Source organism: Streptomyces sp. NPDC019396 (genome assembly GCF_040632375.1).
Lineage (GTDB): Bacteria > Actinomycetota > Actinomycetes > Streptomycetales > Streptomycetaceae > Streptomyces.
On the sequence record NZ_JBEYBS010000013.1, the window covers coordinates 58674 to 75002 of the forward strand.

16 protein-coding genes, 1 tRNA gene and 2 pseudogenes are annotated in these 16329 nt (G+C 69.4%); 8 read left to right on the forward strand and 11 right to left on the reverse strand.

The window, feature by feature from the left end; translation table 11 throughout:
• The first annotated feature begins 7 nt into the window (after window positions 1–7).
• Window positions 8–664, forward strand: coding sequence for an SDR family oxidoreductase (locus ABZ532_RS17060; protein WP_361283402.1), 657 nt, complete (start codon window positions 8–10; stop codon window positions 662–664).
• 23 nt (window positions 665–687) lie between these two features.
• Here the strand turns inward: ABZ532_RS17060 and ABZ532_RS17065 are convergent, their stop codons facing one another.
• From ABZ532_RS17065 to ABZ532_RS17075, 3 genes are all read right to left on the reverse strand, one after another.
• Window positions 688–1368 (reverse strand): class F sortase, encoded by a 681-nt coding sequence (locus tag ABZ532_RS17065; RefSeq protein ID WP_361283404.1) that lies wholly within the window; start codon window positions 1366–1368, stop codon window positions 688–690.
• A complete protein-coding gene (locus ABZ532_RS17070) occupies window positions 1346–1894 on the reverse strand; it encodes a hypothetical protein (protein WP_361283406.1) in 549 nt (182 codons plus the stop codon). The genes ABZ532_RS17065 and ABZ532_RS17070 overlap by 23 nt, the downstream gene beginning before the upstream one ends.
• 335 nt (window positions 1895–2229) lie before the next feature.
• Window positions 2230–2925: a L,D-transpeptidase gene (locus ABZ532_RS17075; RefSeq protein WP_361283408.1), complete on the reverse strand. Its 696-nt coding sequence runs from the start codon at window positions 2923–2925 to the stop codon at window positions 2230–2232.
• Between the two features lie 341 nt (window positions 2926–3266).
• On the opposite strand from ABZ532_RS17075, the gene ABZ532_RS17080 reads away from it, so the two are divergent.
• Window positions 3267–4337, forward strand: coding sequence for an amidohydrolase family protein (locus ABZ532_RS17080; RefSeq protein ID WP_361283410.1), 1071 nt, complete (start codon window positions 3267–3269; stop codon window positions 4335–4337).
• Window positions 4338–4422: 85 nt separating this feature from the next.
• Window positions 4423–6000: an FG-GAP and VCBS repeat-containing protein gene (locus ABZ532_RS17085; RefSeq protein WP_361283412.1), complete on the forward strand. Its 1578-nt coding sequence runs from the start codon at window positions 4423–4425 to the stop codon at window positions 5998–6000.
• Window positions 6001–6259: 259 nt separating this feature from the next.
• Here ABZ532_RS17085 and ABZ532_RS17090 read toward each other — a convergent pair.
• Window positions 6260–6373, reverse strand: a pseudogene (locus tag ABZ532_RS17090) (IS5/IS1182 family transposase); the annotation flags it as partial.
• Between the two features lie 516 nt (window positions 6374–6889).
• Here ABZ532_RS17090 and ABZ532_RS17095 point away from each other — a divergent pair.
• On the forward strand, window positions 6890–7096 hold the full coding sequence (locus tag ABZ532_RS17095; RefSeq protein WP_361283414.1) for a hypothetical protein: 207 nt from the start codon (window positions 6890–6892) through the stop codon (window positions 7094–7096).
• 940 nt (window positions 7097–8036) lie between these two features.
• Here the strand turns inward: ABZ532_RS17095 and ABZ532_RS17100 are convergent.
• Window positions 8037–8118: transfer RNA gene (locus tag ABZ532_RS17100), tRNA-Tyr, on the reverse strand.
• Window positions 8119–8321: 203 nt separating this feature from the next.
• Here ABZ532_RS17100 and ABZ532_RS17105 point away from each other — a divergent pair.
• From ABZ532_RS17105 to ABZ532_RS17115, 3 genes are all read left to right on the forward strand, one after another.
• Window positions 8322–8810: a YajQ family cyclic di-GMP-binding protein gene (locus tag ABZ532_RS17105; protein WP_361283416.1), complete on the forward strand. Its 489-nt coding sequence runs from the start codon at window positions 8322–8324 to the stop codon at window positions 8808–8810.
• 187 nt (window positions 8811–8997) lie between these two features.
• On the forward strand, window positions 8998–9516 hold the full coding sequence (locus ABZ532_RS17110; protein WP_361283418.1) for a methylated-DNA--[protein]-cysteine S-methyltransferase: 519 nt from the start codon (window positions 8998–9000) through the stop codon (window positions 9514–9516).
• Window positions 9513–10169 carry an alpha-ketoglutarate-dependent dioxygenase AlkB gene (locus ABZ532_RS17115; RefSeq protein ID WP_361283420.1) on the forward strand — a complete coding sequence of 219 codons (657 nt, stop codon included), beginning with the start codon at window positions 9513–9515 and terminating at the stop codon, window positions 10167–10169. The genes ABZ532_RS17110 and ABZ532_RS17115 overlap by 4 nt, the downstream gene beginning before the upstream one ends.
• Window positions 10170–10209: 40 nt before the next feature.
• Here the strand turns inward: ABZ532_RS17115 and ABZ532_RS17120 are convergent, their stop codons facing one another.
• Complete coding sequence (locus tag ABZ532_RS17120; RefSeq protein ID WP_361283422.1) at window positions 10210–10479, reverse strand: GlsB/YeaQ/YmgE family stress response membrane protein; 270 nt, start codon at window positions 10477–10479, stop codon at window positions 10210–10212.
• A gap of 110 nt (window positions 10480–10589) precedes the next feature.
• Here ABZ532_RS17120 and ABZ532_RS17125 point away from each other — a divergent pair.
• Window positions 10590–10937 (forward strand): annotated as a pseudogene (locus ABZ532_RS17125) (amino acid permease); the annotation flags it as partial.
• Window positions 10938–11191: 254 nt separating this feature from the next.
• On the opposite strand, the gene ABZ532_RS17130 reads toward ABZ532_RS17125, so the two are convergent.
• The 5 genes from ABZ532_RS17130 to ABZ532_RS17150 all read right to left on the reverse strand — a co-directional run bounded on the left by ABZ532_RS17130 (window position 11192) and on the right by ABZ532_RS17150 (window position 16329).
• A complete protein-coding gene (locus tag ABZ532_RS17130; protein ID WP_361283423.1) occupies window positions 11192–11584 on the reverse strand; it encodes a YccF domain-containing protein in 393 nt (130 codons plus the stop codon).
• Window positions 11581–12444 (reverse strand): zinc metalloprotease HtpX, encoded by an 864-nt coding sequence (htpX, locus tag ABZ532_RS17135; RefSeq protein WP_361283425.1) that lies wholly within the window; start codon window positions 12442–12444, stop codon window positions 11581–11583. Before htpX ends, ABZ532_RS17130 begins: the two co-directional genes overlap by 4 nt.
• A gap of 164 nt (window positions 12445–12608) precedes the next feature.
• Entirely contained in the window at window positions 12609–13067 is a 459-nt protein-coding gene (locus ABZ532_RS17140; RefSeq protein WP_361283427.1) for an MscL family protein, read from the reverse strand.
• A 125-nt stretch (window positions 13068–13192) separates the two neighbouring features.
• A complete protein-coding gene (locus ABZ532_RS17145) occupies window positions 13193–14746 on the reverse strand; it encodes an NADH-quinone oxidoreductase subunit N (RefSeq protein ID WP_361283689.1) in 1554 nt (517 codons plus the stop codon).
• Window positions 14747–14775: 29 nt separating this feature from the next.
• Window positions 14776–16329 carry an NADH-quinone oxidoreductase subunit M gene (locus ABZ532_RS17150; RefSeq protein ID WP_361283692.1) on the reverse strand — a complete coding sequence of 518 codons (1554 nt, stop codon included), beginning with the start codon at window positions 16327–16329 and terminating at the stop codon, window positions 14776–14778.

A 16329-nucleotide genomic window follows, 5' to 3' on the forward strand; every position in this document is an offset into this window, starting at 1 on the left:
CGTGAGCATGCGCATTGTCATCGCGGGAGGACACGGTCAGATCGCGCTGCGCCTGGAGCGCCTGCTCTCGGTGCGCGGACACGAGGTCGCGGGCATCATCCGCAGACCCGAGCAGGGTGATGATCTGCGGATCGCGGGCGCGGAACCGGTCCTGATGGATCTGGAGTCGGCCTCGGTGGAACAGGTGGCGGCGGTGCTGCAGGGCGCCGACGGGGTGGTGTTCGCCGCCGGTGCCGGACCGGGCAGCGGCACGGAACGCAAGGAGACGGTGGACAGGCGGGCGGCGATGCTCGTCGCCGAAGCGGCCGAACGGGCGGGCGCACGCCGGTTCCTCGTCGTCTCCTCGATGGGCGCCGACTCCGGTCACGCGGGCGACGAGGTGTTCGACGCGTATCTGCGGGCCAAGGGCGCCGCCGACGAGTACGTACGCGGGAGGACCGGCCTGGACTGGACGATCCTGCGGCCCGGGATGCTGACGAACGACGCGGGCACGGGACTGGTCAGACTGGAAGCCGAAACCGGGCGCGGGCCCGTGCCTCGGGACGATGTGGCCGCGGTTCTCGCGGAGCTGGTCGACACCCCGGCGACGGCGGGGCTGACGCTGGAGCTGATCGGCGGGTCGGTGCCGGTCGCGGTGGCCGTCAGGGCCATCGCGGGCAACTGAGCGCTGCCGGCGGCGGCCACCGGTTACTTCACCCGGACCAGACTCGCGTAGACGACCAGATTTCCCTGATACCCCGTCGCCTTCCGGTATCCACCGCCGCAGGTGACGATCCGCAACTGGGGTGCCGAGCCGCCGCCGTAGACCTTCTTGCTGGGGAACGAACGCTTGGCGTACACCTCGACGGCGTCGATGGAGAACACCGCTGTGCGCCGGTCCTGGCGGGTGATCTCGATGGTGCTCTTCTTCCGCAGCGCCCCGAGCGAGTAGAAGACGGCCCGCCCGCTGGGTGTGTCCACATGACCGGCCACGATGGATGCCCCGGCCTCCCCCGGTGCGGGCCCGCGGGCGTACCAGCCGGCCAGGTTGGACTTGCCGGGCGGCGGCAGTTGGAGCGCGCCCTTCTTGTCCAGCGCCAGCTTCGTCATCGGAGCGTCGACGTGGATGGCGGGGATGCGCAGCCTGACCGGAGCGGAACGGGGCAGCGCGTGCACCGCGCGGTGGATCGAGGCCCGTTGGGCGGCGTTCGGCCCGGAGCCCCCGGCGGACTGGTCGCTCGGTGGTTGCGGGGCGCTCTCGCCGATCAGCCCCCGGATCAGCAGCCAGAGACCGATGGGGACGACGACGAGGATGATCCTGCGCGAGGGCACGGGCGCACGTCGCTCGACGGCGCGGGCCCGCCGCTCAGGCGGAACCGCTGTCGGCACGACGCCGCATCGCGATCACGCCGATGGCCGAGGCTCCGGCGAGCAGCGCCGAGCCGATGACGACCTCCGTCCCGTTGAGTCCCGTCGCGCCCCCGAAACCCCCGTGCACCGCACCATTCGGGCGCCGGGCCACTTCGAAGCTCGTCTCGACGCGGGTGCCCGGCGGGCATTTGACCGTGATGTCGTAGACGCCGTCCTCGACGTCGTCGGGGACGGTGAAGTCGCCTGCGAGCTCGCCCTTGTGGGCCGTCTCCGTCAGATTGATCTGGCCCGCGTACTCCGCCTGCCCTTTGGCGTACGCGACCTCGTCCCCGCAGGCCGTGGTGCTGACCGTGATGGTGGAGCCCGGGAATGCCACGTCCGGGCTGACGCCGATCTCGGACCCGCTGCTCCCGGACTCGCGGCTCACCGACTCGCGGCGCGTCGACTCGCGGCCCGCGGACTCGTCTGCGGCCGTCGCGACGGCCGGCCATCCGCAGGCGATCACGGCCAGGGCGCCAACGGCGAGAACACGTGCACTGCGCATGACTGACCACCAGTCTCCGGCGAGCGCGCGGCAGGACGCCTTGTCCCGGCATGACGCCACGCTCAGGAGGCAAGAAAATCAGCTCGTATTACTAAATGACCGGAATGACACGAGGTGGCGCCCGCCAACCTGCCGGCATGTCAGACCATCAACGCAGTCCACGGGCCGCGCTGGGCCCAATTGAGGGAACACCGGCATACCGGCTCCACACGCCAAACGGGTGCCGGCCGACGCGCCCAGGCGTGACGGAGCCCGGCGGCAATGACTGCCGCCGGGCTCGTCAGAAACTGAGAGGCGCTCAAACTCAGACGTTCAGGCGCTCAGTACCGGGGTGCTCAGGTTCCGGGCTTGCGTCCGTACACGAAGACGTCGTCACCGTTGCGCAGCAGGCTCCAGTACTTGGCCGCGTCCGTCTTGGTCATGTTCACGCACCCGTGCGAACCGGGCGGGGCCCAGACACTGATGCCGACCGAGTGGAAGGCCTGGCCGCCGTCGAAGAACTGGCTGTACGGCATGGGCACGTCGTACAGGCTGGACACGTGGTCGATGTCGCGCCAGTAGACCTTCTTCGAACCGGTGCGGGTCTCATGGCCGTCCCGGCCGGTACGCACCGGGACGGGCCCGTACACCAGCTTCGACCCGTCCTGGATCCAGCTCAGCTGGAGAGTCAGGTTGACGCAGGCGATCCGGCCCTTGTTCGTCGGGCAGGCACCGGACTTGTTCGGGGTCTTCCCGACCGCCTTCTGCTTGTTCATCAGATCCATCACACCCCAGGTGACGGGCCCGGCGTATCCCGCGTTCGGGGCGATCGAGTGCTTCGTCTGGAAGGCCTGGATCGCCTTGCAGTCGGCGGAGGACTGCTTGCCGTCCACCGGTCGGCCGAGGAACTTCTCGACCTGCTTCTGGTACGGCCCGGCCTGTGTGCTGCACGACGCCGCCTGCGCGGTCGTGGTCCCCATGGCCAGAGCGAGCGGGGTCACGAGTGCGGTGATCCCGAGTGCGACGATTCCTCGCCTGCGTATGTCCCCCACGGCTGTCGACTCCTTATACATGCGCGCGCGGTGCAAGTTCCGCCTGGTAGACGATGCGGGGTGGAGTGTAGTTGCGCACCGGAAGGGGACAGTTCTGTAACGGCCCATGGAGGCCGCCGGCGGACCACGTTGTCGCCGGGAACGTCGGGCGCGCCCGGGCTCGCGAAGTCGAACGGGACCGCGAGCCGGGCGGCCGGGGCCCGGCCGGCACCAGCGGCCGCGGCGCCCGCAGGCAGTACGTCCCACCACTCGGCCGTGGTCATGCCGGTCAGCGGGTGTCGCACCTTCCATCGCCTGGGAGCCCGGGCCGCGGCACGGGGCCGGACGGTACGTTCGCAGTCATGGTCATTGGCATACGGGGTGTCGTCCTGCCCGAGCGCGAAGAGCGCACGTTCTGGATCGACGGGGAGACGCTGAGGACCGTGCCGCCCGCGCGCGCCGCCTCGAAGCAGGTGGAAAGGGTGGTGGACGGCGGATGGCTCCTGCCCGGCCTGGTCGATGTCCATACGCATCCGGGGGCGGAAGATCCTGACGACCCGTTCGACGAGGCGCTGCTGCGCCAACACCTGTCGGCGCACCGCGATGCGGGTGTGCTGACGGTGCGCACGCCGGGGACCGTGGAGCGGATGCCCGGCTGGGTCGACACGGACCCCGGTCTCCCACGCGTACGGTCGGCGGGCCGGTGGCTGGCGGCACCCGGCCGGTTCTTCCCCGGAGCGGGACGGGACATCGGCGAGGACGAACTACCGCGGGCGGCTGTCGAGGAGGCCACGGCATCCTCGGGCTGGTGCAAGGTCATCGGCGACTGGCGCTGGGACCAGCCCGCCGTACCGCTGGAAGTGATGCGGGCGACCGTGGCCGCCGTGCACGCCGTCGGGGGACGGGTCGCGGTGCACTGCCAGACCGCTGAGGGCTCACGGAACGCCGTACTGGCCGGTGCCGACAGCCTCGAACACGGGATGCATCTCGATCCTGGACTCCTGGGCATGATGGCAGGGCGGGGCACGGCGTTCGTACCGACCCTCTCGGCGTTCGCGCGCAGTGCCGAGATCTGGCAGAGCCGGGACCCCGGCGCGAGGCGCTCGCACTGGCTCGACGGCTGGCAGGGGATGCTCCGCAACGTCCGGCTGGCCCACGAGGCGGGCGTCACCGTCCTCGCCGGAACGGACAGCTTCCCCTGCGGCACGGTGGCCGTGGAGTCCCAGTGGCTGACGCGTGCCGGAATGCCGGCCGAAGCGGCACTGGGGGCGGCCTCCTGGACGGCGCGGGAGTGGCTGGGGCTGCCCGGCCTGATCGACGGAGGACCCGCGGATCTCGTCGTGTACGACGAGGATCCCACGGCGGCGCTGAGGGCATCCGGGGGTCTCGGGCGACCGAAGCGGGTGATCCTGCGGGGCAGGGTCGTGCGCTGACAACACTCTCTCGCCCTCGTACAACCCTTCGGCGCACGCGGGTGTCTCGTTGCTGGAAAGATCAAATCCACCAGGGGGACCATCCATGCACAGACACATCCGCCATGCCGTCGTGGTGGCTGCCGCGGCCGGCATGCTCGGCGGCGGCCTGCTGGCGTCGTCCGCCACCGCAGCCGAGTCCGGCTCCACCCGGACGGCGAGCAAGACCACGGACAGGATGACGGCCCAGGCGGTCGGGACGACCAAGGCCAAGGGGCCGGCCGCCACGCGCTACCCGGACGACTTCAACGGCGACGGCTACCACGACCTGGCCATGAGCGAGCCTCGTGCGAACCTGATCGTGCCCGGCACCGCCGAGAAGGAGAACGCGGGCTGGGGTGCCGGGTACGTCACCGTCTCGTACGGCTCGAAGTACGGCGCGCAGCGCACCGGGCTGAAGATCATCACCCAGGACAGCCCGGGCGTCCCGCACAGGGCCCAACTGAGCAACGGCTTCGGCGACGTGCTCGCCAACGGCGACTTCAACGGCGACGGGTACGCCGACCTGGCGGTCGCCGCCTCCTGGCAGGACACCGCGGCCGACGACGACGACCAGGGGACGGTCACCCTCCTGTGGGGCGGCCCGAGCGGCCTCAAGGGCGGCGTGTCCGTCGCCGACAACGCCCCCCAGCAGCGCGGCAACTTCGGCTCCGTGCTCGTGGCCGGCGACTTCAACGGGGACCGCAGGACCGACCTCGTCATCGGTCACGGGGGTCGCCTCGACCTCTTCCGCGGACCGTTCAGCGCCACCGGCAAGCCGGCCTCCGTCACGTCTGTGGATCCGGGCTTCAAGGTCAGCTACGGCTTCTGGGACAACAAGCGCCTGGCCGCGGGCCGCATCAACAAGGACGCGGCGGATGACCTCGTCGCGTTCAACGGCAACAGCAACGAGTACGCCTCCACCCCAGGCCGCGTGCTGCTCGGCGGTTCGGCCGGGCTGAAGGCGACGCCGACGGTGCTGCGGTCGGGGAGCAAGCCCGTCATCGCGGACTTCGACAAGGACGGCTACGGCGATATCGCGGTCGGCGACCGCGCCGCCGACTGGGAGACCGAGCAGACCGCCGGCCGCGTACACATCTCCTTCGGCTCGGCGAAGGGTGTGGACACCCGCCGCCGGGTGAAGGTGTTCACCGAGGACACACCGGGCGTGCCCGGCACCCCGAAGGAGATGGATCAGTTCGGCGCCAATCTCGGCGTGGGCGACCTGAACCGCGATGGTTACCCCGACCTCGTCGTGGGTGCCCCCGGCGAGAACTACCCCGCCTGCGACGACGGCTGCGCACCCAGGAGCGGCGGCGGCGTGTACGTCCTGAAGGGCTCGCCCAAGGGCGTGGTCGCCACCGGCGCGGCGTTCTACGGCGCCAAGGCGAGCGGCCTGCCCGCCGTCCCCAAGAAGGCCGTTCTCCGCTTCGGCCATGAGCTCAAGATCACGGACCTGAACGCGGACAGGCAACCGGAGATCGCCCTCCTCGTGTACGGCATCGGCCGGTCGAATCTGTGGTCGGTCGGCACGAAGAAGGACGGCACGGTCGCCGGGACCGCGACCACCCGCGAGGTGACGGCCCCCACCGACCCGAAAATCCAGTACGACTACGGCTACGGCTTCACCCTCCTGGCCCGGTAACCCGCTGCCGGAGCATCGCCAGACCCCCCGTGGCCTGAACCACCGTCAGACCCGGGACCGGGCACCTACGTCAGCCCACCCGCCCTGCGCCACCAGTCCGCACCTGGGCACTCGCCGTCATGGCCGTCACCGCGCTTCTGCTGCGCCTTGGGGGCTGCCACTCACATCACGACCGGATTGGTGTCCGATCGTTGAGACGTCGGAACCGCACGCCGGCTACGACATGGGCGACTCGGGGATCGCCACAGTGGGAGCGACCGTCGAAGGCGGGTGGCCTGCCTCCCCGGCTCCCTCGACGCAGACGGTGAGTGCGCTGGTCAGCCGGAACCGGGGCCATGCGGATGGCGCGGGAGGAGTACGCCTTGTCAGCCAGCGGAACGCCCCTGAGGGGTCGCCCCCTGGGGGGACAGGTGGGGGGACGCAGGCTGATCAGCACCGGGATACCCCCCGGAATGAAGCGAGGCAACTCAGATATTTCCGGCACGAGGGTGCCCGAGTCGTCATCTGACGAAGAAACCCCTCTGAGCAGCATTTTCGCTGCTCAGAGGGGTCCTCGTCGCGTGGCGGCACCAGGATGCGAACCTCGGTGGGCTGAGCCGACGGATTTCCAGTCCTCTGCCGCTCAGGCCTCGGCACTCCCGTTGACCTGCGAGGAAAGCGCGTAACGCCATCAGGCCGCGCGGCCGTCGGCCGGTCTTCCGGATCTTGCTCGCAGGCCTCAGAAACGACAGCTGCAGAGTTCCGCCCCACGAAGCCACAGGCCATCCGCGGATCGGACTCGCGGGTCCGCGGGTCGGCGCCCATGCTGGGTTATAGGGCGCCCCTGGCTTCAGGAACTGGTCGCCCTAAAGAGGGGACCGGAACCGGGGGCACCGGAGTGGAGTGACCCATGTCCATACGACGCCTGATCGGCCTCACTCTTGCCACAGCAACTCTCGCCGGCGTGAGTGCTATTGGCGCTACCGCCGCCCAAGCAGTGGCGTTGCCGACCATCACGGCCGAGGAATGCACAGCGCAGGGCGGAACGGTTAAGAGCAACCCGTACGCCGGCAACGTGTGCTCGCTCCCCGACGGAAGCACGGTCAAGATCACCTGACGGTGCGTTTCCCTCCCCTTTCACGGATTGCCTCGATTTGGGTACCAATCAGCTCATCTTCACCTATGTGCGCACGTCTTGTTGCGCCATCCGGGTGACGGTCTGTCGAGTGCGGGGGGGGCGGCGATCGACCCGTCGGACAGGCGGGCTCGCCGTACGGGGGCCCCGCAGTAGATCGAGCGCCTGGGAAATATCCTGGTCCGAGTCCTGGGCTGTCGCACCGGCTCATAACCGTGGCTGACGCGACGACCATGCCGGAAGGCGGTCCGGCCTCTTCGAGGGCGAAAGCATCTCCGGACCCCAGCGCCACGAACGCGCGGCCCCCTTCGGAAAGTACGCCATCTCAGCGAGGTGGATCGATGTACGGCCCTGTGCGATGTCGACCAGCCCATCCCCCACCTCGTCAGCACGAGCCAGTGCGTACGAGACAGCCGCGAGGATGCGGCTCGCCTTCTGACAGTTGCTGTACGAGAGTTGAGCGCTGGCGCTCGGCCCAGGCCGCCCGGGCGAGAGACGAGTCCGAACGGCGCTTCCGCCGAAGAGCCACGGGAGGCTCGTCCGGGACGACGTGAGCCCACAGGTCTTCAACAAGCGCGGCTCAACGCGATCTAACCGCGTCAGTAGGACAAGGCAGTCCAACGACTGATGGAGACGGACGACGCGGCCGCGATCTGCGACCCGCAGGGTGGCGACGACGCGGTCGACGCCAAGATCCCCGCTCGCCTCAATCAGCGCCGCACGGGCACGTCCACCCCCTGAACCGCCCATCGGCCCGTCTACGCAGGCACCCCCGCTGAAATCTCGTCCACGTGTCGTCCGGAGAGGCTGGCAGCGGGAGGAATCCAGTAAGGCGTGTCGAGACAGGCATGCTCTGAGCGCGGGCACGGCAAAACGGCCCCTGATCTGGCGTTTCCGCTGATCAGGGGCCGTTCTCATCGCGTGGCGGCGCCAGGATTCGAACCTGGGTAGGCTAAGCCGACGGATTTACAGTCCGCTCCCATTGGCCACTCGGGCACACCGCCATGGGATTGTCGCCAGAGTGGCCGCTCTCAGGCGGTGCTCCGTGGCAACGACGTAAACAATACCTGATGTGCGAGGGTGCTTCGCCACCGGATTGATCAGCGCCTCGACAGGGCCGGGTGACTAGGCTTGCCGCAGCGGTCCGGCGGAGCCCGGCCGTCCGTACACGCACCGTTTCGCCCCCGATATCAAGGAGCCACAGCACATGGCCGACTCCAGTTTCGACATCGTCTCGAAGGTCGAGCGGCAGGAGGTCGACAACGCCCTCAACCAGGCCGCCAAGGAGATCTCACAGCGCTACGACTTCAAGAACGTCGGGGCGTCGATCTCCTGGTCCGGCGAGAAGATCCTGATGCAGGCCAACTCCGAGGAGCGGGTGACGGCCATCCTCGACGTCTTCCAGACCAAGCTGATCAAGCGGGGTATCTCGCTGAAGGCCCTGGACGCGGGCGAGCCGCAGCTGTCCGGCAAGGAGTACAAGATCTTCGCCTCGATCGAGGAGGGCATCTCCCAGGAGAACGCCAAGAAGGTCGCGAAGGTCATCCGCGATGAGGGCCCGAAGGGCATCAAGGCTCAGGTGCAGGGCGAAGAGCTGCGCGTCAGCTCCAAGAGCCGGGACGACCTCCAGGCCGTGATCGCGCTCCTGAAGGGCCAGGACTTCGACTTCGCGCTCCAGTTCGTGAACTACCGCTGATCAAGCGCCTGACCTCACGGGACGCAACGGGGGCACGACGGGGGCGTACCACCGGGGCCGGCCCCGGCCGCTGCCCTCGTTGTGCTCCTTCTGACGCACGTGATGTCCGATTCCTGCCAGACCGGCCCCGTCCGCAGGACCAGACTCGGAAGTCGCGAGACGGTACGAGGAGAGGACGGAGACGGCCATGACCGTGTACACGGAAGTCGACAGCCCCCTGGGTGAGCTGCTGCTGGCCGGCGAGGCGTCTGCCACTTCCCCGGGCGGGACAGCTCTGCTGTCGCTCTCCCTGCCGGGGCAGAAGGGCGCGACGGTCGTACGGGACGGCTGGCAGCGGGCGCCGGAGGCGTTCGGGGAAATCGCCCGGCAGCTGCGGGCGTACTTCGCCGGGGAGCTGCGGAGCTTCACCATCGAATACGCCGTGGCGGCCGGCGGCGGTTCGGGGACTGTTTTCCAGCGGCGGGTCTGGAGGGCGCTGGAGGACATTCCGTACGGGCGGACCGTCACCTACGGGCAGATCGCGGAGCAGGTGGGTGCCTCGGGTGCGGGTGTGCGGGCGGTGGGTACGGCGATCGGGCGGAATCCGCTGCTGGTCGTGCGGCCATGCCACCGGGTGATCGGCGCCGACGGCGCCTTGCGCGGCTACGCGGGCGGTCTCGAGCGCAAGGAGCGGCTGCTCGGGCTGGAAGGCGCACTCGTCCCATGACCGCCGGGCTGTTCCCGAGAGCGCGGGCCGAAGTGGCCCCCGGGGCCGTGCATGTGCCCGGGTGGTTGTCGGCGGCCCGGCAGCAGGAGCTTGTCGAGGCGTGTCGCGACTGGGGCCGGGGGCCCGTGCCATTCCGGCACACCAGGCTGCCGCGCGGCGGGGTGATGTCCGTGCGGACAGTGTGCCTGGGCTGGCACTGGCGGCCCTACCGCTACACCCGCACGGCTGACGATGTGAACGGCGCGCCGGTCGCCGAGTTCCCCGACTGGCTGGTGGCGTTGGGCCGTGAGGCACTGGCCGAAGCCTACGGGGAGCCGACCGGGGAGCCGTACGCCCCGGACACCGCGCTGATCAATTTCTATGCCGGTGACGCGAGAATGGGCATGCACCAGGACAAGGACGAGCGCTCCGGTGCACCGGTGGTGTCCCTGAGCATCGGCGACACCTGCGTCTTCCGCTTCGGCAACACGGACAACCGCGGCAGGCCCTACACGGATGTGGAACTGGTATCCGGCGACCTGTTCGTCTTCGGCGGGGCATCCCGTTTCGCTTACCACGGCGTGCCCAAGGTCCATCCGGGTACGGCCGACCCTTCTCTGGGCCTGACCGGCCGGCTGAACATCACCCTGCGCGAGACGGGGCTCGACAGCTGAACAGCCACCCGGGCACCCTGTCCGAGCCCTTGTCCCAGAGCTAGCGCGAACGCGAGTGGCCGAACAGGATCCGGTAGGCGATCAGCAGGACAAGCGCGCCGCCGATGGCGGAGACCCACGTGGCGCCGTCATAGAAGTCCTTGGTGATGGGCCGGTCCAGCCAGCGGGCCGATATCCAACCGCCCACGAAGGCGCCCGCGACGCCGATGAGGGTCGTGCCTATGAAGCCCCCGGGGTCGCGCCCGGGCAGCAGGACCTTGGCGACGATGCCGGCAAGCAGCCCCAGGACGATCCAGCTGATGATGCTCATACCGTGGCCTGCCTCTCCGCACACGGGTGTCGTGTGCGCGTTGTACGGGTCCTCATCTGTGCAGACGCCCGTGGGGCCGGGCGTGGTTGCACCGTTAGCAGGGTGCGCCTATGGCACAGGAGCTGAAGCGGTCGCTGGGTGTGTCCGACGCCGTGATCGTCGGGCTGGGCTCCATGGTCGGGGCCGGGGTATTCGTGGCCATGGCACCGGCTGCCGTCGCGGCCGGCTCCGGGACCTTGCTGCTCATCGGGCTGGGGCTGGCCGGGTTCGTGGCGTACTGCGATGCCATGGCGTCGGCCAGGCTAGCGGCCCGCTATCCAGTGTCGGGCGGGACATACGTGTACGGCCGCGAGAGACTCGGCCCGTTCTGGGGGTATCTGGCGGGCTGGAGCTTTGTCGTCGCCAAGACCGCGTCCTGCGCGGCGATGGCACTGACCGTCGGCGCCTACGTCTGGCCGGTCCTCGTCGCCCGGTGTGCCGTCGGGCGACGGCAGAGCCGAGCCCTGCCCCCGCAGCTCCCCCACGGTGCCGACCAGTTCGCCCTCCGGAATGCGCCCGAGGACGCCCAGCGCTCCCGCACGGGGGCGGGCCGGTCACGGAACAGGCCCCCGGCTAAGGCCCTTCGGCGATGACCACGCCATCGCCCTCGTCGGCCAGCCGCCAGGCGAGCGCCGCCTCGGGCCTCACGGCTCCGGCCTGCACCGCCCCGGCGTCACCTGGTCGCGAACGGCTGGTCCGTCGGCACGATCTCCTTGCCGAGCGGCAGCAGCGACACCGGGATCAGCTTGAAGTTGGCGATGCCGAGGGGGATACCGATGATCGTCAGGCAGAGCGCGATGCCCGTGACGATATGGCCGAGCGTCAGCCACCAGCCGGCCAGGACCAGCCAGAGCACATTGCCGACACAGGACGGCGCGCCCGCGTCATGCCGTTCCACGACTGTGTAGCCGAACGGCCAGAGCGCGTACACGCCGATGCGGAAAGCCGCCAGGCCGAACGGAATCCCGATGATCGTGATGCAGAGCAGCACACCGGCGAGGAGATAGCCGAGGAACATCCAGAAGCCGCACAGGATGAGCCAAATGACGTTCAGGACGGTCTTCATGATCGGCGACCTGCCATCTGCTCGAGCCGGGCGATACGTTCCGCCATCGGCGGGTGCGTGGAGAACATCTTCGACAGCCCCTGACCTGGACGGAAGGGATTAGCGATCATCATATGACTCGCGGTCTCGATCTTCGGCTCGGGCGGCAGGGGCAACTGCTTGGTACCCGCTTCGAGTTTGCGCAGGGCGCTGGCCAGGGCGAGTGGATCGCCGGTGAGCCGCGCGCCGGAGGCATCGGCTTCGTACTCGCGGGAACGGCTGATGGCCAGCTGGATCACGGAGGCGGCGACCGGCCCCAGGATCATGATCAGGATGAGGCCCAGGATGCCCGGCCCGTCGTCGTCGTCGGAGCGCCCGATCGGGATCAGCCAGGCGAAGTTGACAAGGAACAGGATCACGGAGGCGAGTGCTCCGGCGACGGACGAGATGAGGATGTCCCGGTTGTAGACATGGCTCAGCTCATGGCCGATGACACCGCGCAGCTCGCGCTCGTCCAGTATCTGGAGGATGCCCTCGGTGACGCACACCGCGGCGTTTCGCGGATTGCGGCCGGTGGCGAAGGCGTTGGGGGCTTGCGTGGGCGAGATGTACAGCCGGGGCATCGGCTGGCGGGCCTGGGTGGAGAGCTCCCTGACCATCCGGTACAGCGCGGGCGCCTCGAACTCGCTCACCGGGCGGGCACGCATGGCACGCAGCGCCAGCTTGTCGCTGTTCCAGTACGCGTATGCGTTCGTCCCGATCGCCACCAGAAGAGCGACGATCAGGCCCGTACGGCCGAAGAAGCTGCCGATGACGATGATGAGGGCGGACAGGCCCCCGAGGAGAACGGCGGTCCTCAGCCCGTTGTGCCGGCGGTGCACGGTACGCCCTCCATGTGGTGCGGCAGGGGAACCCTCTGCTGGTCATGGTCCGCTCTCCAGTGGACCCTCCCGTACTGGTCAACGCCAGGCGAGAGCCTCGGGTTCCCCTGCCGCAACGGGCAGCGGGCTGCGCCGTTCGGGTGACACCCCGGCCGGGGCGGGGGTCAGCGCTGGGCGGGCAGCAGTCCGGCCTTCGCCAGGGCCTCGGGGACCGGCTCGACCTCACTGGTGCAGTGCGCGCAGCGGCTCGCGATCGCCGGGATCTCGCTGTAGCAGTGGGGGCAGTCGCGCACGGCCGCCTTGATACTGACCGGCTCTTCCTTCGTGAAGCGGTTCTGCACCTTCATCATCGGGACGACGACGCAGAAGTAGAGCACCGCGGCCGTGATCAGGAAGGCCATCATGGCGCTGATGAACAGCCCGTACGGGAACTTCACGCCCTCGACTTCGAAGACCGCCTTGCTGAAGTCCCCGGTGCCCTTGGTGGCGACTCCGATCAGCGGAATGATGAAGGCGTTGCTGAAGCCGGTGACGACCGCCGTGAAGGCCGCTCCGACGGCCAGGCCGATGGCCACCGAGATCACGTTCCCGCGGAGGATGAAGTCCTTGAATCCGCTCAGCACTGCCGGCTCTCCCTTGCTCTGTGCGGTGTCCCTGTGTCTGGACACCGTGCCGGGTGGGGGCCTTGCTTGTCGAACCCCGGCTACCCGTCCGCCTCGCCTACCCCGTCCATCCGCCTATCCGACGCTCAGAAGAGATTGGTCGCGGCGAAGCGCAGCACCAGCTGGGGCCAGCCGGACAGCAGGACGCCCGCCACCGCCGAGACGGCGATCGTGGCCATGACCAGTGCCGGGGCCCTGTGCCGTACCGGAGAGGCGGCCACGGCATCACCCGGGGAGCCGGTCTCGGCGCCCACCGGGGCGCGGAACAACAGCGCGGTCCACTGAAGGTAGTAGTAGAGCGCGATCACCACGTTCACGGCCATGATCACCGCGAGCCAGCCGAGTCCGGCGTCCACGGCCGCCGAGAACACCGTGACCTTGGCGAACAGACCGATGACACCGGGCGGCAGCCCCGCCAGGCAGAGCAGGAAGAAGCCCATCGCGAGAGCGGTCACCGGCCGGGTGGCGTACAGGCCGCGGTAGTCGGCGATCCGGTTGCGCGGGCTGGTACGGGCGACCAGCGCGACCACGGCGAAAGCGCCGAGGTTGATGATCGCGTACATCAGCGCGTACGCGACGGTGGAGCCGATCTGGTCATCGCTGGAGTACGCGGCTGCCGCGATCGGCACAAGGATGTAGCCGGCCTGCGCCACCGAGGACCAGGCGAGCAGCCGGACCGCGCTCCAGGAGCGCGTGACGGACTGGCGTACGGCCGCCACGTTGCCCACGGTCATGGTCAGCGCCGCGAACACCGCCAGGGCGGGGCCCCAGATGTCCGCGTACGCGGGGAAGGCGATGACGGTCACCAGGACGAGCCCCGAGAAGCCGACTGCCTTGCCGACCACCGAGAGATATGCGGCCACGGGCAGCGGCGCGCCCACATAGGTGTCTGGCACCCAGAAGTGGAAGGGCACGGCGGCCGTCTTGAAGGCGAAGCCCACGAGCGTGAGGGCGACGCCCGCCTGCGCCAGGGTTTCCAGCTGGCCGGGGACGTCGTCGAGGCGGCCGGCGATCTGCGTGAGGTGCAGACTGCCGGTGGTCGCGTAGACGAAGCTCACACCCAGCAGCATCACGGCGGTGGCGGTCACCGACGAGAGGAAGAACTTCAGCGCCGCCTCGCTCGACATCCGGTCGCCGCGCCGCATGCCCACGAGCGCGAACGCCGGCAGCGAGGCCACTTCGAGCGCCACGACCAGGGTGGCCAGGTCACGTGAGGCGGGCAGCAGGGCGGCGCCCGCGGCAGACGACAGCAGCAGGAACCAGTACTCGCCCGCGGGCAGCCGCTCCTTGGTCTCGGTGACCGAGAGCAGCGCCGTGAGCAGCGCTCCGCCGAGCACCAGGAACTGGATGGCCAGGGCGAAGCGGTCCGCGGTGTAGCTGCACGCGTCCGGGGCGGTGGTGAGGCAGAAGGTGGAGCGGTCGCCCTTGCGCAGCGGGGCCAGGGACAGCACGGCGACTGCGAGACCGGCGATGGCCCCGTAGCCCAGGTACGCCTTCTTCGCTTCGGGTACGAAGAGGTCGGCGACCAGGATGATCAGCCCGACCACGGCGGCGATGGTGGGCGGCGCGATGGCGAGCCAGTCGACCGACTGGACGACGGAAGCGGCGGGCCCGGCGGACGCGGCCGGTCCGGCGGGCATGGCGAGCGCGTGGGTGGCGGCCAGGGAGGTCATGCCTTTCCTCCTGCAAGGAGTTTCTGCACGGCCGGGTCGGTGAGGCCGAGGAGGATCGCGGGCCAGAGTCCGGCGATGACGGTGAGGGCGACGAGCGGGGTCCAGGCTGCGAACTCGTAGCCCTGGACGTCGGCGAGCCGCACCTCGCCCCCAGGCCTGGTACCGCCCGTGCAGACGCGCCGGACGACGACGAGGAGATACGCGGCGGTGAGGAGGGTGCCGAGACCGCCGATCACCATGAAGGTGAGGAAGGCCGGGCGGCTGAGGCCGTCGGCGGGGTCGAAGGCGGCGAAGAGGGCCAGCATCTCGCCCCAGAATCCGGCGAGCCCCGGCAGGCCGAGGGAGGCGACGGCGGCGAAGGCGAGCAGTCCGCCGAGGCGGGGCGCCCGACCGTACAGTGCGGCGCCGGTGGCTCCGGCCAGGGCGTCGAGGTCAGCGGTGCCGTAGCGGTCCTTGACCGCGCCGACCAGGAAGAAGAGCAGGCCGGTGATGAGTCCGTGGGCGATGTTGGCGAACAGCGCGCCGTTGACGCCGGTGGGGGTCATGGTGGCGATGCCGAGGAGGACGAAGCCCATGTGGCCGACGGAGGAGTACGCGATCAGCCGCTTGAGGTCGCCCTTGCTGCCGGGCCTGGCGAGGGCGAGACAGGCCAGCGAACCGTAGATGATCCCGGCGACGGCGAAGGCGGCGAGATAGGGGGCGAAGACCTGCATCCCGTCGGGCGCGACCGGCAGGACGATACGGACGAAGCCGTACGTGCCCATCTTCAGCAGGACACCGGCGAGCAGGACGGAGCCGACGGTCGGGGCGGCGGTGTGGGCGTCCGGGAGCCAGCTGTGCAGCGGCCACATCGGGGTCTTCACGGCAAGGCCGACACCAATTGCGAAAACCGCGATGAGCTGCACGGATGTGCTCAGTCCGCGGCCGTTGTCAGCGGCGAGTGCCACCATGTCGAACGTGCCGGCTTTGACTCCGACGAGGAGCAGGCCGAGCAGCATGACGACCGAACCGAGCAGTGTGTAGAGGATGAACTTCCAGGCCGCGGCCCGGCGGCCCTCGCCGCCCCAGCGGGCGATGAGGAAGTACATGGGGACGAGCACCGTCTCGAAGGCGAGGAAGAAGAGCAGCAGGTCGAGCACGGCGAAGGTGGCGAGGGTGCCGGACTCGAGGACGAGCAGCAGAGCGACGAACGCCTTCGGGGACGGCCCTGCGGGCATCTTGTAATAGCTGTACAGCGCGCAGAGGAAGGCCAGCAGCGCGGTCAGGACGAGGAGGGGAAGCGAAATGCCGTCGATGCCGAGATGGATCCGTACATCGAGTGCCGGGATCCAGCTGATGTCCGTCGTGGCCTGCATCTTCGACGGCTGGTCGTGGTCGAAGCCGAGCGTGAGGGCGATGGCGGCGGCGAGGATGACACCGGTCACGGTCACCCCGTGCCGGAGCACGGCCTGCTCGTGCGACTTCCCCTTCAGTCCGGGCGGGGCCGGCAGCAGCGCTGCCGCGGCGCCGATGAGCGGCCCGACGACGATGAACGCGAGAAGGAACTGCAT

What these genes read in the sequence shown, in the direction of transcription:
- ABZ532_RS17150 (WP_361283692.1), bottom strand. Translation starts at nt 16,329, where the DNA reads ATGCAGTTCCTTCTCGCGTTCATCGTCGTCGGGCCGCTCATCGGCGCC.
- ABZ532_RS17120 (WP_361283422.1), bottom strand. Translation starts at nt 10,479, where the DNA reads ATGAGCATCATCAGCTGGATCGTCCTGGGGCTGCTTGCCGGCATCGTC.
- ABZ532_RS17085 (WP_361283412.1), top strand. Translation starts at nt 4,423, where the DNA reads ATGCACAGACACATCCGCCATGCCGTCGTGGTGGCTGCCGCGGCCGGC.
- ABZ532_RS17130 (WP_361283423.1), bottom strand. Translation starts at nt 11,584, where the DNA reads ATGAAGACCGTCCTGAACGTCATTTGGCTCATCCTGTGCGGCTTCTGG.
- ABZ532_RS17070 (WP_361283406.1), bottom strand. Translation starts at nt 1,894, where the DNA reads ATGCGCAGTGCACGTGTTCTCGCCGTTGGCGCCCTGGCCGTGATCGCC.
- ABZ532_RS17115 (WP_361283420.1), top strand. Translation starts at nt 9,513, where the DNA reads ATGACCGCCGGGCTGTTCCCGAGAGCGCGGGCCGAAGTGGCCCCCGGG.
- ABZ532_RS17105 (WP_361283416.1), top strand. Translation starts at nt 8,322, where the DNA reads ATGGCCGACTCCAGTTTCGACATCGTCTCGAAGGTCGAGCGGCAGGAG.
- ABZ532_RS17060 (WP_361283402.1), top strand. Translation starts at nt 8, where the DNA reads ATGCGCATTGTCATCGCGGGAGGACACGGTCAGATCGCGCTGCGCCTG.
- ABZ532_RS17145 (WP_361283689.1), bottom strand. Translation starts at nt 14,746, where the DNA reads ATGCCCGCCGGACCGGCCGCGTCCGCCGGGCCCGCCGCTTCCGTCGTC.
- ABZ532_RS17095 (WP_361283414.1), top strand. Translation starts at nt 6,890, where the DNA reads ATGTCCATACGACGCCTGATCGGCCTCACTCTTGCCACAGCAACTCTC.
- ABZ532_RS17080 (WP_361283410.1), top strand. Translation starts at nt 3,267, where the DNA reads ATGGTCATTGGCATACGGGGTGTCGTCCTGCCCGAGCGCGAAGAGCGC.
- ABZ532_RS17110 (WP_361283418.1), top strand. Translation starts at nt 8,998, where the DNA reads ATGACCGTGTACACGGAAGTCGACAGCCCCCTGGGTGAGCTGCTGCTG.